The 15840-nt window shown below is 65.3% G+C and carries 14 protein-coding genes; 13 read left to right on the top strand and 1 reads right to left on the bottom strand.

Annotated elements, in window-relative coordinates:
• The first annotated feature begins 16 nt into the window (after positions 1-16).
• From modA to ACI0FO_RS08710, 3 genes are read left to right on the top strand one after another with little or no spacing between them, the layout of a single operon-like run.
• Positions 17-775, top strand: coding sequence for a molybdate ABC transporter substrate-binding protein (gene modA, locus ACI0FO_RS08720; RefSeq protein WP_416025867.1), 759 nt, complete (start codon positions 17-19; stop codon positions 773-775).
• Positions 776-800: 25 nt separating this feature from the next.
• Positions 801-1487, top strand: coding sequence for a molybdate ABC transporter permease subunit (gene modB, locus ACI0FO_RS08715; protein WP_416025865.1), 687 nt, complete (start codon positions 801-803; stop codon positions 1485-1487).
• Entirely contained in the window at positions 1484-2170 is a 687-nt protein-coding gene (locus tag ACI0FO_RS08710; protein ID WP_416025863.1) for an ATP-binding cassette domain-containing protein, read from the top strand. Before modB ends, ACI0FO_RS08710 begins: the two co-directional genes overlap by 4 nt.
• A 10-nt stretch (positions 2171-2180) precedes the next feature.
• Here ACI0FO_RS08710 and ACI0FO_RS08705 read toward each other — a convergent pair whose 3' ends face one another.
• Positions 2181-2975, bottom strand: coding sequence for a TOBE domain-containing protein (locus tag ACI0FO_RS08705; RefSeq protein WP_416025861.1), 795 nt, complete (start codon positions 2973-2975; stop codon positions 2181-2183).
• 165 nt (positions 2976-3140) lie between these two features.
• Here ACI0FO_RS08705 and ACI0FO_RS08700 point away from each other — a divergent pair, with 165 nt between their 5' ends.
• The 10 genes from ACI0FO_RS08700 (at position 3141) to uvrC (ending at position 15837) form a co-directional block, all read left to right on the top strand.
• Positions 3141-3746: a DUF4136 domain-containing protein gene (locus ACI0FO_RS08700; RefSeq protein WP_416025860.1), complete on the top strand. Its 606-nt coding sequence runs from the start codon at positions 3141-3143 to the stop codon at positions 3744-3746.
• A gap of 14 nt (positions 3747-3760) precedes the next feature.
• Positions 3761-4960, top strand: a complete 1200-nt coding sequence (locus tag ACI0FO_RS08695; RefSeq protein WP_416025859.1) for a DUF3734 domain-containing protein — start codon at positions 3761-3763, stop codon at positions 4958-4960.
• Positions 4961-5103: 143 nt separating this feature from the next.
• The gene (locus tag ACI0FO_RS08690) at positions 5104-5445 is read left to right on the top strand and encodes a helix-turn-helix domain-containing protein (RefSeq protein ID WP_416025858.1); all 342 of its coding nucleotides are present in this window, start codon (positions 5104-5106) and stop codon (positions 5443-5445) included.
• 205 nt (positions 5446-5650) lie between these two features.
• Positions 5651-6916 (top strand): efflux RND transporter periplasmic adaptor subunit, encoded by a 1266-nt coding sequence (locus ACI0FO_RS08685; protein WP_416025857.1) that lies wholly within the window; start codon positions 5651-5653, stop codon positions 6914-6916.
• Positions 6917-6978: 62 nt separating this feature from the next.
• Positions 6979-10215, top strand: a complete 3237-nt coding sequence (locus ACI0FO_RS08680) for a multidrug efflux RND transporter permease subunit (RefSeq protein WP_416025855.1) — start codon at positions 6979-6981, stop codon at positions 10213-10215.
• Positions 10212-11729: an efflux transporter outer membrane subunit gene (locus ACI0FO_RS08675; protein ID WP_416025854.1), complete on the top strand. Its 1518-nt coding sequence runs from the start codon at positions 10212-10214 to the stop codon at positions 11727-11729. The genes ACI0FO_RS08680 and ACI0FO_RS08675 overlap by 4 nt, the downstream gene beginning before the upstream one ends.
• Positions 11726-12466: a pyridoxine 5'-phosphate synthase gene (locus ACI0FO_RS08670; protein WP_416025852.1), complete on the top strand. Its 741-nt coding sequence runs from the start codon at positions 11726-11728 to the stop codon at positions 12464-12466. Before ACI0FO_RS08675 ends, ACI0FO_RS08670 begins: the two co-directional genes overlap by 4 nt.
• 24 nt (positions 12467-12490) lie before the next feature.
• Positions 12491-12922 (top strand): holo-ACP synthase, encoded by a 432-nt coding sequence (gene acpS, locus ACI0FO_RS08665; protein ID WP_416025851.1) that lies wholly within the window; start codon positions 12491-12493, stop codon positions 12920-12922.
• 64 nt (positions 12923-12986) lie between these two features.
• Positions 12987-14045: a beta-N-acetylhexosaminidase gene (nagZ, locus tag ACI0FO_RS08660; protein WP_416025849.1), complete on the top strand. Its 1059-nt coding sequence runs from the start codon at positions 12987-12989 to the stop codon at positions 14043-14045.
• A complete protein-coding gene (gene uvrC / locus ACI0FO_RS08655; RefSeq protein ID WP_416025847.1) occupies positions 14008-15837 on the top strand; it encodes an excinuclease ABC subunit UvrC in 1830 nt (609 codons plus the stop codon). Before nagZ ends, uvrC begins: the two co-directional genes overlap by 38 nt.
• Positions 15838-15840 lie beyond the last annotated feature (3 nt).

Here is a 15840-nt window from a genome sequence, read left to right as displayed (position 1 = left end):
GCTCAAGGAGAAGATCATGTCCCGCCAACGCCCTTTGCTGGCCCTTTCCCTGGCGCTTTGCGCGGGTTGGGGCGCCACCGCCCACGCCGGCGATCTGGTCGTGTCCGCAGCCGCCAGCCTGACCAACGCGTTCAAGGAAGTGGCCCGGGGCTACGAGGCGGAAAACCCTGGCACCCAGGTCCTTTTGAATTTCGGCGCATCCGACGTGCTGCTACAGCAGATCGTGAAGGGCGCGCCCGCCGACGTGTTCGCTTCGGCCGACCAGAAGGCGATGGACAAGGCGGTCGCGGAAAAGGCCGTGAAGCCCGCGTCCCGCGTGGACTTCGCGGCCAACCAGATCGTGCTGATCGTCCCGACCGACAGCAAGGCCAACATCACGGCGCTTAAGGACCTGGCGCGCGACGACGTTAAACGCATCGCTTACGGCAATCCGGCGTCCGTGCCGGTGGGCCGCTACACGCAAGGCGCGCTGGAGGCCGCCGGGCTGTGGAGCGCCGTGCAGGCCAAGAGCGTGTTGGCCCAGAACGTGCGCCAAAGCCTGGATTACGTGTCGCGCGGCGAAGTGGACGCGGGCTTCGTGTTCGCGACCGACGCCGCCGTCATGCCGGACAAGGTCAAGGTCGCGGTGCGGGTGCCGTCGCAAACGCCGGTTACCTATCCCATCGCCGTGACGGCGCGCGAAGCCGCCGCCAAGGAAGCTGCCAGCTTCGTGGCCTACGTGCTGTCGCCCGCGGGTCAGGCTATCCTGTCGCGCTACGGCTTTCAGAAGCCCTGAGCCCTGTTGAAAATCGCGGAAATTGATGACTGATCCGGTTTGGGTGCCGCTGCTGCTGTCGCTGAAAGTGGCAGGCTGGGCAACGCTTCTGGCCACCGTGGCCGGGACCGCCGCGGCCTTCGCCTTGTCGCGGTGGCGATGGCCCGGCCGCGACCTGCTGGACGCCATCCTGACCCTGCCGCTGGTGCTGCCTCCCACCGTGCTGGGCTATTACCTGCTGGTTCTGCTGGGGCGGCGCGGCATCATCGGCGAAGCGCTGGCGGGGTGGGGCATCGAACTGGTCTTCACCTGGCAGGGCGCGGTGATCGCGGCGTCCGTCGTGGCGTTTCCCCTGGTGTTCAAATCGGCGCGCGCCGCCTTCGAAAACGTGGACAGCCAACTGGAAAACGCGGCGCGCGTGCTGGGTGTTGGAGAAGCCGGCGTGTTCTTCCGCGTGACCTTGCCGCTGGCCGCCCGCGGCATCGCGGCGGGCGTGCTGCTGGCGTTTGCGCGGGCCTTGGGTGAATTCGGCGCAACGTTGATGATCGCCGGCAACCTGCCAGGCCGGACCCAGACGTTATCGGTCGCCATCTATGAAGCCGTGCAGGCCGGGGACGACCGCACCGCCAATCTACTGGTGCTGGTGACGTCAGTGACCTGTGTCGTCGTCTTGCTGGTGGCGGGCAAGCTGGTGCCCATCGGCGCGGGCCAGCGCAACGGAGGCGGGCGATGAGCATCAGCATCCAGGTCAACAAGCGCATGGTCTCGGGCGACCGGCAATTCAATCTGGACATCGCCTTCGCATCGTCGTCCAAGCGCATCGCTTTGTTCGGGCCGTCCGGCGCGGGCAAGAGCCTGACGCTGCGCGCGGTGGCGGGCTTGCTGCGGCCGGACGCCGGGCGCATCGAGATCAACGGGCGAGTGTTGTTTGATGCGCAGGCGGGTGTCTGCCTGCCGTCGCAATCCCGCCGGGTGGCGTACCTGTTCCAGGATTACGCGTTGTTCCCCCATTTGACGGTGGCGCAGAATATCGCGTTCGGTTTGCGGCGCGGGTGGCTCAATCCGCCCAAGCGCGGTGTCGGGCCGCAAGCCCGGCGCTGGGTCGATGCGTTTGAACTGGGCGCTATCGTGGGCAGCTATCCGAACGAGATCTCCGGCGGACAGAAGCAGCGCGTGGCCTTGGCGCGCGCGCTGATGCTGCAACCCGACATCCTGTTGCTGGACGAGCCGTTTTCCGCGCTGGATTCCCAGTTGCGCGGCAAGATGCGCCACGAACTGAGCACACTGCAGCGCCAACTGGACGTGCCGATGCTGCTGATCACGCATGATCCGGCGGATGTCGACGCCTTGGCCGATGAAGTCTTTGAAGTGCGCGACGGCAAGGTGCGCCGCCGCGACGAGGACGTGGGCGTCTGAACGCGGCGGTCTAGTCCAGCACGCCCAGGATCACGCTGGAGGCCTTGAAGATCGCCACCGCCGGCGCGCCCACGGCCAGGCCCAGCTCCGTGGCGCTTTCATTGGTGACGATGGCCGCGAGCGTGGCGCCGCCGTCCATGTCGATCAGGATTTCGCTGTTGACGGCGCCGGGACGGATATCGCTGATCTTGCCCTGCAACTGGTTGCGGGCCGACAAGCGCAGACCCGGGCCGGGCGCGCCGATGATGACGCTGGACGCCTTCACCAGCGCAATCGCTTCCTTGCCGGGCGCCAGCCCCAGTTCAGCCGTGCTTTCGCGGGTGATGGTGGCCGTGACGGTGTGGCCGCCAGCGATGCGCAGCAGGATTTCGTCGTTGACGGCGCCCGTGCGGACCTCGATGACGGTGCCCAGGAATTTATTGCGTGCGCTGGTCTTCAGCATGAAACGCCTCATCAGGTCGATGTCGCCGTTGGCGTCCAGGCCGGCGCGCGTCAGGTTGTCCATGAACTTCCGGTGTTCGCCTTCCAGCGCCCGGAACGTCGTGATGAGGCGACGCGCGCGATCGGTCAACTGTGTGCCGCCGCCTCCCTTGCCGCCGGCGGCCCGCACGACGAGCGGTTCGCCTGCCAGGTTGTTCATGGCGTCGATGGCGTCCCAAGCCCCCTTGTAGCTCATGCCGACCGCGCGGGCGGCAGCCGTGATCGAACCGGTGGCGTCAATCTGCGCCAGCAGGTCTATGCGGTTTTTTCCGCCCCACGTCTGGGCGCCGGAACGAAACCAGATCGAGCCATCTAGTTCCAACATGGTCAGGTCTGTATCGGGTCAGGAGTCATGCCGGAGTGTAATGGACAGACGCGGGCCGATCCGCGCTTCGGCGGGCCGAAATCGCAGGATGCGAATGAGATTCTGTTGAAACTTTATAGGGTTCACGGCACTATGATCAGGCCCTGGGCTCTTGGAGAGAACGACATGAAAGCGTTTACAGCGTTGAAATGGGTAACGGCGGGTTCCATGACGGCATTGCTTGCGGCCTGCGCATCGGGCCCGACGGTGAAAGGCGATTACGACCATCAGGCCAACTTCGCGCAGTACCGGACGTTCGGCTACATGAACCCGTTGGGCACGGACAAAGCCGGCTACAGCAGCCTGTTGACCGAACGCCTCAAGGATGCGACGCGCGGCCAGATGGAAATGCGCGGCTACGCCTATAGCGCCACCAATCCCGACCTGCTTGTCAATTTCAGCGCCAAGCTTCAGCAAAAGACTCAGGTCACGCCTGCGCCGCCGCCCATGGGGCCTTACTACGGCTACCGTTCGGGCTTCTACGGCGGCTGGCCCGGTTACGGCTGGGGCGACGACGTCTACCAGTACACTGAAGGCACGCTCAACATCGACCTTGTCGACACGCGCCGCAAGCAACTGGTATGGGAGGGCGTCGCCGTAGGCGAAGTCCAAAACCCGGAAACCGTCGGCTCGCCGCAAAGCGTGGACAAGGCCGTTGCCGAGATCTTCGCCAAGTATCCGTTCCGCGCGGGCGTTGCCGCCCCGCAAGTGCCGGATAAAAGCAAACGTTAGCCCGAGGTAGCTGAATGACCGCTCGCCGCAAGTCCCAGTCCAAAGACACCGGCGATACGCCTCCCTACGAAACCGTCGCTCTCGTGCTGCAAGGCGGAGGCGCCCTGGGGTCTTACCAGGCCGGGGTGTACCAGGGGCTGCACGAAGCGGGCATTCGGCCCAACTGGATATCAGGCATCTCCATCGGGTCGATCAACGCGGCCATCATCGCGGGTTCCCGCGAAGACGAACGCGTTGACCGGCTGAGGGGGTTCTGGGAAAGCATCTGCCGTCCTGCGGGGTTCGCCTCGGTGCCCTGGGGCGATACCCTGGCGGGCATGTTCGAGGGCATTCCCTTCGGCTTCGGTTCGCCGGCCATGAACGGCCAGTTGTCGGCGTTCCAGGCGCTGTTCTCCGGCCAGCCGGGCTTTTTCAAGCCGCGCTTTCCGCCGCCGTACTGGGCGCACGGCCGCGGCGCGGGCTCCACCAGCTTCTACGACACCACCCCGTTGGCCGCCACCTTGCGCCAATTCGTGGATTTCGACCTGCTCAATAGCGGTGCGGTGCGCGCCAGCTTTGGCGTGGTGAACGTGCGCACGGGCAACTTCGCCTATTTCGATAGCCTGAAAGACACGCTGGGCCCCGAACACGTCATGGCGTCCGGCGCCTTGCCGCCCGGCTTTCCGTCCGTGGAGATCGACGGCGAACACTATTGGGATGGCGGCGTGGTGTCGAACACGCCGCTAGCGCAAGTACTGACCACCGACAACATGCGCGACACGCTGGCCTTCCAGGTGGACTTGTGGCCGGCGCGGGGCGGCTTGCCGACCACCCTGGAAGAAGTGGCTGAACGCCAGAAAGACATCCAGTATTCCAGCCGGACACGCCTGGTCACGGACCAGTTGCGGCGCGTACTGAAATTGCGGCATGGCCTGCAGCAACTGCTGGAGCGCCTGCCCGAAGCCGAGCGCGGGGCGGCAGACCTGGCTGAAATCCGCAAGTTGTCGCATACGCCCGCCACCAATATCGTCAACCTCATCTACGAGTCCAAGCACCGCGAGCGCTACTCCAAGGACTACGAATTCGGCACCGAGGCCATGCGCGAGCACTGGGAGTCGGGCTTGTCCGATATCCGCCGCACCCTGGCCAAGCCAGGCATCCTGGCCCGCCCGACCGAGAACAGCTGCTTCGTAACGCACGATATCCATCGCAACGGACACGGCAAGGGCAGTTAGGGCTTGGGGTAGGACCGGTCTGATAGTTGCCGCATTACGCCGCCAGACGCCGGACACCCCGGTAGGCTTTCGGGACAACCAGCAACCTTGTTCCCGGAGCCCGTCACGCCTGCCAGGCGCGGCGGCCCTGGTGGAGATACGCCATGAATGCCCGCCTACCTGTTTCCCCCGTGTCCGACCGCATCGACGGCTGGTGGAGCCTGCTCTATCACGGATGGACGCTGATGGCGCCCGGCGGCGCCCGCATCGATCTGACCGGCATGGAACGCGCCTGCTTTCTCTGCCTGCTTGGCAATCCTGACCGCGAGCTGGTGCGCGATGAGCTAATGGCTTTGCGCAGTCGCACCAGCATGCGCACCCTGAATGTGGCCATCTGCCGGCTGCGCCACAAAGTCCTGCAGACGGGCACGCGCCTGCCTTTGCATACCGTGCACGGCGTGGGCTATGTATTCCTGGGTAATCTTCGGAACCTTTCCGGCCGTTAAGCCTGTTACTTATTTGTCTCCTTCGTGCATCGCGTCAAGGCCCGAAAGTACGTAATTTCCCCAATAACTGAGTTACATTATCGGGCTATTCACGTGTCAGGATCGACGCACGGCTTATTCCGATCGCGCTTTATTGCCGCGATTGACGTTGCGCTGGCTGGACGCGGTCAATTAAAGCGGTTAACTACGCTACGCGGGGGTTTCAATGCGGTTTTCGCCTAAACGTGTTTCAGGTCTGGCTTTTTCCGGCGGCGTCCTCGCGCTGATATTGGCGGGATGCGGCGAAAAGCCACAGATGAACCCCGGCATGCCTCAGGTCAGCGTCATTACCGTGCAACCCGAGCGTGCTCCCATCGTCTCTGAATTGCCGGGGCGCGTGGATGCAGTGCGCGACGCGCAGATCCGTTCACGCGTGACCGGCATCGTCCAGAAAATCACCTTCGAGCAAGGTGGCGACGTCAAGGAAAACCAGTTGCTGTTCAAGATCGATCCGGCGCCCTACAAGGCCGCCTATGATCAGGCGACGGCGCAGCTGAAGCAGGCGCAGGCGAATCTGTTCAGCGCCAAGCTGCTGGCGGACCGCTATGCGCCGCTGGTCAAGGCCAACGCCGTCAGCAAGCAGGAATACGACAACGCCGTGGCCTCGTTCCGCCAGGCCGATGCCGCCGTTGCTGCCGCCAAGGCCACGCAGGACAACGCCGCCATCAACCTGGGCTACACCGACGTCACATCGCCCATCACGGGCCGTATCGGCAAACCGCTGGTGACCGAAGGCGCACTGGTCGAAGCCACTTCCGCCACGCAAATGGCCACGGTGCAGCAGCTGGACCCGATCTACGTGGACTTCACCCAGTCCACCGCCGAACTGGCGGCCCTGCGCCGCGCGTTCGCCAGCGGCCAGCTGCAGCAGTTGGGCAAGGACGCGGCGCGCGCAACCATCGTCCTCGAGGACGGCTCCGAATACAGCCAGCCCGGCAAGCTGCTGTTCACCGGCATCACCGTGGACCCGTCCACCGGCCAGGTGAACCTGCGCGCCGAAGTGCCCAACCCCGACGGCGTCCTGCTGCCCGGCATGTACGTGCGCGTGCGCCTGGAGCAGGGCGTGGACGACAAGGCCCTGATGGTGCCGCAGCAGGCGCTGCAGCGCACGGCGGACGGCTTGCAGAGCCTGATGCTGGTCAAGGACAACAAGATCGAACAGATTCCGGTCACCACCGGCGGCGCCATCAAGAGCAATTGGCTTGTCACCAGCGGCTTGAAGGCGGGCGACGTGGTCGTGGTGGAAGGGTTCCAGAAGGTTCGTCCGGGCGCGCCGGTGCAGGCCAGCGAGTGGAAAAAGAATGGCACGCCCGCGCCGGGCGGCCAGGCTCCCGCGCAACCGGGCGCCAAGCCGGCGGAATCCGCCCCGCAACCTGGCGCCAAACCGGCCGAACCTGCACAACAGGACAAGGCCGCAGGCCAGAAATCTTGAGCGGCACGCGGCGCAAACGCCGCGTTCCTCTTTGGTGAGCATCGCTTTCAGAGTCAGCCCACATGCCGCAATTTTTTATTGATAGACCGATTTTCGCCTGGGTAGTCGCCCTGTTCATCCTGCTGGCCGGGGTGCTGGCGATCCCGAACATGCCGATCTCGCAGTACCCGGACGTGGCGCCGCCCGCGATCACGATCACGGCTACCTACCCTGGCGCCTCGGCCAACGAAGTGGCCGAGCAGGTCACCAGTATCATCGAAGACCAGTTGAACGGCGCCAAGGGCCTGATCTACTACGAGTCGGTCAGCGATTCCTACGGCACCTCGACGATCACCGCGACCTTCGCGCCCGGGACCAACCCGGACCTTGCGCAGGTGGACGTGCAGAACCGCGTATCCAACGTGGTTGCGCAGTTGCCTACCGCCGTGCAGCAGCAGGGCCTGCAATATGAGCAGACCAGTACCGGCTTCCTGATGGTGGCGGCGGTGTCGTCCACCGACGGGACGCTGGACCAGACCGCGCTGGCCGACTACATCACCCGCAACATCAAGAACCCGGTGTCGCGCGTGCCCGGCGTGGGCCAGTTCCAGCTGTTCGCCGCGCCGCGCGCCATGCGCATCTGGGTGGATCCCGCCAAGCTGGTGGGCTTCAACCTGAGCATGTCCGAGGTCAACCAGGCGATCGCCAACCAGAACGTGGTGATCTCGGGCGGCAGCGTCGGCGCGCCTCCCAACCCGGACTCGCAGCGCATTACCGCCACCGTCACGGCCAACGGCCAACTGAGCACGGTCGAGGGCTTCGGCAAGATCGTCCTGCGCGCCAACACCGACGGTTCCTCTGTAATGCTGCGCGACGTCGCCCGCATCGAGGTCGGCGCCGACAACTACCAGTTCGGCGCCCGCCTGAACGGCAAGCCGACGGCGGCTTTCGCCATCGTGTTGTCGCCGAACGCAAACGCGTTGGCCACCGCGCAGGGCGTGCGCGATCAGATGGAAGAGTTGTCCAAGTACTTCCCCGGCAACATCACGTACTCCATCCCCTACGACACCGCGCCCTACGTGAAGGTGTCCATCGAGCAGGTGGTGCATACCCTGGTCGAAGCCATGGTGCTGGTGTTCCTGGTGATGTACCTGTTCCTGCAGAACGTCCGCTATACCTTGATCCCGGCGCTGGTGGTGCCGGTGGCCATGCTGGGGGCGTTCGCGGTGATGCTGGCGCTGGGCTTCTCGATCAACGTGCTGACCATGTTCGCGATGGTGCTGGCCATCGGGATTCTGGTGGACGACGCCATCGTGGTGGTGGAAAACGTCGAGCGGATCATGTCCACGGAAGGCCTGCCACCTAAAGAGGCCACCAAGAAAGCCATGCCGCAGATCAGCGGCGCCATCATCGGCATCACGCTGGTGCTGGTGACGGTGTTCCTGCCCCTGGCCTTCATGAGCGGTTCGGTGGGCGTTATTTATCGCCAGTTCTCGATCGCGATGGCGGTGTCCATCTTCTTCTCGGCGCTGCTGGCGCTGACCTTCACCCCGGCGCTGTGCGCCACCATCCTCAAGCCGGTGCCCAAGGGACACCACGAGGACAAGAAGGGGTTCTTCGGCTGGTTCAACCGCAAGTTCGACGCCACCACCCACGGCTACCAGAACTGGGTGGCCCGCATGCTGCACAAGGGCGGCCGCATGATGCTGGCCTTCCTGGTGCTGGTCTTGCTGCTGGGCTGGCTGTACCTGCGCCTGCCGTCGTCGTTCCTGCCCGAGGAAGACCAGGGCTACGTGGTCAGCAACATCGAGCTGCCCACCGGCGCCACCGCCAACCGCACGGTCGAGGTCATCGAGCAGGTCGAGAAATACTTCTCCGACGTGCCGGCGGTCGAGAACATCATCGCCGTGCAGGGCTACAGCTTCAACGGCAACGGCCTGAACGCCGCTATCGCCTTCGTCACGCTGAAGGACTTCAGCGAACGCAAGGACCACAAGGACTCCGCCGGCGCGATTGCCTTCCAGGCTTTCGAAAAGCAGCTGATGGGCATCCATGACGCACAGGTGTTCACCCTGGTGCCTCCCGCCATTTCGTCCCTGGGTAACGCCACCGGCTTCGACTTCCGCCTGCAGGATCGCGGCGCGGCGGGTTCCGCCGGCCTGGCGGCGGCTACGGGGCAACTGATGGGCCTGGTCATGAAGAGCCCGGTGCTGTCGCAGGTGCGGATCACCGGCCTTGCGCCGGGCGCGCAGCTTAGCCTGACGATCGACCGCGACAAGGCGGCCGCGCTGGGCGTGGACTTCAACGAGGCTGCCTCGCTGATTTCCACGGCCGTCGGTTCCGCCTACCTGAGCAAGTTCCCCAACCTGGGCCGGATGCAGAACATCTGGGTGCAGGCCGACGCGCCATACCGCATGCAGCTCAATGACGTGCTGCAGCTCAATGCGCGCAACAACCAGGGCGGGATGGTGCCGCTGTCTACCTTCGTCAAGGCCGAATGGAAGCAGGGCCCGGTGCAGGTGGTGCGCTACAACAGCTACGAATCCATGCGTATCAGCGGCGATGCCGCGGCCGGCTACACCACCGGCGAAGCGATGGCCGAGATGGAACGCCTGGTCGGGCAATTGCCGCAGGGCTTCGGCTACGAATGGAACGGCCTGTCCTACCAGGAACGCCAGGCCGGCAACCAGGCCCCCATCCTGATGGGCCTGTCGCTGCTGGTGGTGTTCCTGGTGCTGGCCGCCCTGTATGAAAGCTGGGCCATCCCGATCTCGGTGATGCTGGTGGTGCCGCTGGGCATGCTGGGCGCCGTGGCGCTGATCAGCGCGCTGGGCATGTCGAATGACGTGTACTTCCAGGTGGGGATGGTGACGGTGATCGGGCTGGCGGCCAAAAACGCCATCCTGATCGTGGAATTCGCCAAGGACCAGTACGCCAAGGGCATGGGCCTGCACGAATCCGCGGTGGAAGCCGCGCGCTTGCGGTTCCGGCCGATTCTGATGACGTCGCTGGCGTTTATTCTGGGCGTGGTGCCGTTGGCGATGGCCACGGGCGCTGGCGCAGCCAGCCAGCGCGCGGTCGGCTTGGGCGTGCTGGGCGGCATGTTGGCCGCTACGCCGTTCGCCGTGATCTTCGTGCCGACGTTCTTCGTCGTGGTGCTGGGCCTGTTCAAGACTCGTCCACGCCTGCTGGGCGCGGAACTTCGCGCCTGGGAAGAAGAGCAGGCGGCCAAGAAGGCTGCTGGCGAACCGACCTCCGACGCGTCTGGCACGCCCCACACTCCCGCACAACCCAACGGTGGCCCGGAGGGCAAGGTATGAAAGCCCTGATGTTCAAACAGACCGCCATGTCCGCTTTCGTGGCGGTGGCGTTGGCCGGCTGCTCGCTGGCTCCTGACTACAAGCGTCCCGACGCCCCGGTAACGGGCGCGTGGCCCGACCAGCCCAAGGTCCAGTACGGCGGTTATGCCAACCCCACGTCGCTAGGCTCGCAGCCCTCGTCGGCGGTGATGCCGCAGGAAGGCACGCCCGCCGCCGACCTGGGCTGGCGCGAGTTCTTCCGCGATCCGCGCTTGCAAAGCCTGATCTCGCTGTCGCTGGTCAATAACCGCGACCTGCGCGTGGCCGTGCAGCGCGTCGAAGAAGCGCGCGCCCAGTACGGCGTGCAGCGCGGCGCGCAGTGGCCCAGCATCGGCGCCGGCATCCAGGGCCAGCGTCAGCACTTGCCGGCCAACATGCGCGCGGGCGGCCCTGATTCCAGCTCGATCAGCAGTTCCTACCAGGCCGGCATTGGCTTGACCACGTTCGAGATCGATCTGTTCGGCCGGTTGCGCAACCTGTCCGAGGCGGCGTACCAGCAGTATTTGTCGACCGAGCAGGCGCAGAAAAGCGTGCAGATCACGTTGGTCGGTTCGGTGGCGCAGTCGTACTTCAACCTGCGCGCCGCGGAAGTCCAACTAGAGCTGACGCAGCGCACGCTGGCCTCGCGCCAGGAATCGTACAACCTGGTCAAGCGCCGTTTCGACGGTGGCGTGGCGTCCGAACTGGACCTGAACCAGTCCAAGACCTTGCTGGATACGGCATCATCCGACCTGGCGCAACTGGCCCGTGCCCGCGCGCAAGCGTTGAACGCGCTGGTGCTGCTGGTGGGCGCGCCGCTGCCCGAAGACTTGCCGGCGCCGGCTACGTTTGGCCGAGACCAATTGCTGGCCACGGTGCCGTCGGGCCTGCCGTCCGACCTGCTGGAGCGCCGCCCCGACATCGTCGCGGCCGAGAACCAGTTGAAGGCAGCCAACGCCAACATCGGCGCGGCGCGCGCGGCGTTCTTCCCGACCATTTCGCTGACCGGCCTGCTGGGCGTGGCCAGCCCGTCGTTGGGCGACCTGTTCAAGGGGGGGCAGGGCTACTGGAGTTTCTCGCCGTCAATCACGACCCCGCTGTTTGCCGGCGGCAGCATCCGCGAAGGGCTGAACCTGGCAAAGGCGCGCGACAACATCGCCGTGGCGCAGTACGAGCAGTCCATTCAGCAGGCGTTCCGGGAAGTGTCGGACGCGTTGGCGGGCGAAGCCACGTATGGCGCGCAGCTTGATGCCCAACGCGCGTTGCAGGAGTCGTCCGCCCGCACGCTGGAACTCTCGAACCTGCGTTATACCAATGGCATCGACAGTTATCTGCAGGTGCAGACCGCGCAGGTGGACTTCTTCAACGCCCAGCTTTCGCTGGTGCAAACGGGCCTGGCCGCGCTGATCAACCGTGTGGAGCTCTACAAGGCGTTGGGCGGCGGCTGGGAAGAAACCACGAAAGAACCGACCAAAGTCACGACGACTGTCCAATGATAGAACTTGGTGTAAATATCGATCACGTTGCCACGCTTCGGCAACAGCGCCATACGGCGTACCCGGATCCGGTGGCTGCCGCGTTGCGTGCGGAAGACGCCGGGGCCGATTTGATCACCCTGCATCTGCGTGAAGACCGGCGTCACATCCAGGATGCGGATGTCTATGCCATCCGCCCGCTGCTGCGCACGCGCATGAACCTGGAATGCGCGATCACCGCCGAAATGCTGGAGATCGCGTGCGCGGTCAAGCCCAGCGATGTCTGCCTGGTGCCCGAAAAGCGCACCGAACTCACGACCGAAGGCGGACTGGAAGTCGCCGGCGCGATGGGACCGGTGTCGGACGCCGTGGGGTTGCTGGCCGAAGCCGGCATCCGCGTGTCGTTGTTCATCGATCCGGACCCGGTGCAGATCGCCGCGGCGGCCAAGGCCGGCGCGACGGTCATTGAACTGCATACGGGCGCGTATGCCGAAGCCGAGGGCGACGCCGCCCAGGCGGAACTGCAGCGCATCCGTTTGGCCGTCACCGAAGGCCTGCGGCATGGCCTGCGCGTGAATGCGGGGCATGGCCTGCATGTGGGCAACGTGTCGTCGGTGGCCGCCATCGACGGCATTTCCGAACTGAACATCGGTCACGCCATCGTGGCGCAAGCCGTGTTCGACGGCTGGGAAAAGGCGGTGCGCGACATGAAGGCGCTGATGGTGCAGGCCCGTCTGCAAGCGCTGCGCGGCCGGTGATGATGCCGTTGGGGCAAGATACCCATGTCTGACACGCCCAAGACTCCCTCGCCCGCAGGCGCCATCGCCGGCATTGGCATGGACCTGCTGCGCATCGACCGTATCGAGCGCGCGCTGGCGCGCCACGGCGACCGCTTTGCGGAAAAGATCCTGGGCGTGGAAGAATTGCAGAAGTTCCATGCCCGTCGGGCGCGGGATCCAGTGCGTGGCGTGCGTTTTCTGGCCACCCGCTTTGCCGCCAAGGAAGCGTTCTCCAAAGCCATCGGCCTGGGCATGCGCATGCCCATGACGTGGCGGCGCGTCCAGACCCTGAATGCCCCTGGCGGGCGGCCGGTGCTGGTGATTGCCCCCGAGCTCCTGGACTGGTACGGCCAGCGCTTCGGCGCCGCGCATGTTTCCATCACCGACGAATCCGACATGGCCGCCGCATACGTGGTGGTCGAACGCAAGCCCTGAGCGCGGGCCCCGGTTGAGGGACTCCCGGCGCAGGCTTGCCTGACTTAGACACAAGGACAGCCCCATGGCCAAGAAAAAATCCAAGGCGGTCCTGCCCCCCGGCCCCGTGATGGTCGATGTGGCGGGATACGCGCTGACCAAGGAAGAAAAGGTCCGCCTGCGCCACCCGCTGGTGGGCGGCGTGATTCTCTTCGCCCGTAATTTCGAAAGCCGCAAGCAGCTGACCAAGCTGACGCGCCAGATCCACAAGGCCCGCAAGGAGCCGTTGCTGATCCTGGTGGACCACGAAGGCGGCCGCGTGCAGCGCTTCCGCGAAGACGGTTTCACCGCCTTGCCCGCCATGCGGGATTTGGGCACGCTATGGGACCGCGACCCCCTCCAGGCCATGCGGCTGGCGACGGAAGCCGGCTATGTGCTGGCTGCCGAGCTGCGCGCTTGCGGTGTGGACATGAGCTTCACGCCGGTGCTGGACCTGGATTACGGCGTCAGCAAGGTGATCGGCAACCGCGCCTTCCATGCCGATCCCCGCGTCGTGGCCATGCTGTCGCGCGCGCTGGTCCAGGGGCTGGCCCTGGCCGGCATGTCGGCCTGCGGCAAGCACTTCCCGGGCCATGGATTCGTGGGCGCGGATTCCCACCACGAGATCCCCGTGGACCCGCGCGGGCTGGACGAGATCCTCAAGGACGACGCTGCGCCTTACGCCTGGCTGGGTGATGCCGTGCTGCCTTCCGTGATGCCTGCGCACGTGATCTACCCCAAGGTCGACAAGCATCCGGCCGGTTTTTCCAAGCGCTGGGTGCAGGACATCCTGCGCAAACGCCTGGGCTATGACGGCGTGGTGTTCTCGGACGACCTGACGATGGAAGGCGCGTCGGTGGCCGGCGACATCCTGGATCGGGCCAACGCCGCGTTGCGCGCCGGCTGCGACATGGTGCTGGTATGCAACCGGCCGGATCTGGCCGACGAACTGCTGTCGCGCCTGAAGTTCGACCACGCGCCCGAATCGGTCGAACGCATCCGCCGCCTGATGCCGCGTTTCGATGCGCCCGACTGGGATACCTTGCAGGCAGAACGCCGTTATCAGAATGCCCGACGACTTCAATCTCAAATCGTTCCTGGCTGACCTGCCGCATCTTCCGGGTGTCTACCGGCACCTGGATGCAGCGGGGGAAGTCATGTATGTCGGCAAGGCGCGCGACCTGAAGAAGCGCGTCTCGTCGTATTTCCAGAAGAACCTCGCCAGCCCCCGCATCGCCCAGATGGTGTCGAAGGTGGCCCGGCTTGAGGTTACGGTCACGCGTTCGGAAGCCGAAGCGCTGATCCTGGAAAACAACCTCATCAAGAGCCTGAAGCCGCGCTACAACATCCTGTTCCGCGACGACAAGTCTTATCCTTACCTGCTGATCACGGGCCATCAATGGCCGCGCATCGCCTACTACCGTGGCGCGACGAACAAGCGCGGCCAGTATTTCGGACCGTTCCCGAATGCCTGGGCCGTGCGCGAGACCATCCAGATCCTGCAAAAGGTCTTCCGCCTGCGGACCTGTGAAGACACGGTTTTCGCCAATCGCTCGCGGCCCTGTCTGCTGCACCAGATCGGGCGTTGTTCGGCTCCCTGTGTGGGCGCGATCGAGGCCTCGGAGTACGAACGCGACGTGCAGCGCGCGGTGCGCTTCCTGAACGGCGAAGCCAAGGACGTGATGGGCGAGATCGAGGCCCGCATGCAGCAGGCGGCGGGCGAACTGCGCTTCGAGGAAGCCGCGGCGCTGCGCGACCAGATGGGCTCGCTGGCGCGCGTGTTGCACCAGCAGACCATGGAGAACACCAGCGGCGAAGATACCGACATCATTGCGGTGGCCGTGGCTGGCGGCAAGGTCTGTGTGAACCTGGCGATGGTGCGTGGCGGCCGCCACTTGGGTGACAAGCCGTTCTTCCCGTCGCACGCCGAAGGCGAAGCCGCGCCCCAGGTGCTGGAAGCGTTCGTCGCCCAGCACTACACCGACAACGCGATGCCGCCCGTGCTGGTCGGTTCCCACGCCTTGCCCGACCCGGACCTGATCGGCCTGCTGGTCGAGCAGGCGGGCGGTCGGCCGTCCAGGATGCTGACGCGTCCGCAGGGCGCCCGCCGTTCGTGGCTGGAGCAAGCCCTGAAAAACGCCGAGATGGCGCTGGCCAGGGCGTTGACCGAATCGGGCGCCCGCGCGGGCCGTACCCTGGCGCTGGCCGAAGCGCTGGACCTGGACACGGACGAAGCCGCCCTGGACGCGCTGCGCATCGAGTGCTTCGACATCAGCCATACCGCCGGCGAAGCGACCCAGGCGTCCTGCGTGGTGTTCGAGCATCATGACATGCAGCCATCGCTGTACCGCCGTTACAACATCGCGGGCATCACGCCGGGCGACGATTACGCCGCGATGCGTCAGGTGCTGACGCGCCGCTTTGCCAAGGTGGCGGACGGCGACGCGCAAATGCCCGGCCTGGTGCTGATCGACGGCGGCAAGGGGCAAGTGGAAGTTGCCCGCAAGGTGTTCGCGGAATTGGGCCTGGATATCCAGACGCTGGTGGGCGTGGCCAAAGGAGAAGGGCGCAAGGTCGGCCTGGAAACGCTGGTGTTCGCCGACGAACGGCCGCCCGTCGCGCTGGGGGGCGAGTCCGCCGCGCTGATGCTGATTGCCCAGGTGCGCGACGAAGCGCACCGTTTCGCCATCACCGGCATGCGCGCCCGGCGCGCCAAGACGCGCAACGTGTCGCGGCTGGAAGAGATCGAGGGCGTGGGCGCCCGGCGGCGCCAGCGGCTGCTGGCCCGGTTTGGCGGGTTTTCGGGAGTGGCTTCGGCCAGCATCGAAGATCTGGCGTCGGTGGACGGCATTTCCCAGGATCTGGCGGAACGCATCTATGAGGCCTTGCGTGGATAACCC

It is taken from the genome of Achromobacter marplatensis (assembly GCF_049060505.1).
Taxonomy (GTDB): domain Bacteria; phylum Pseudomonadota; class Gammaproteobacteria; order Burkholderiales; family Burkholderiaceae_B; genus Achromobacter; species Achromobacter marplatensis_A.
This window is presented reverse-complemented; position numbering and strand designations above follow the sequence as displayed.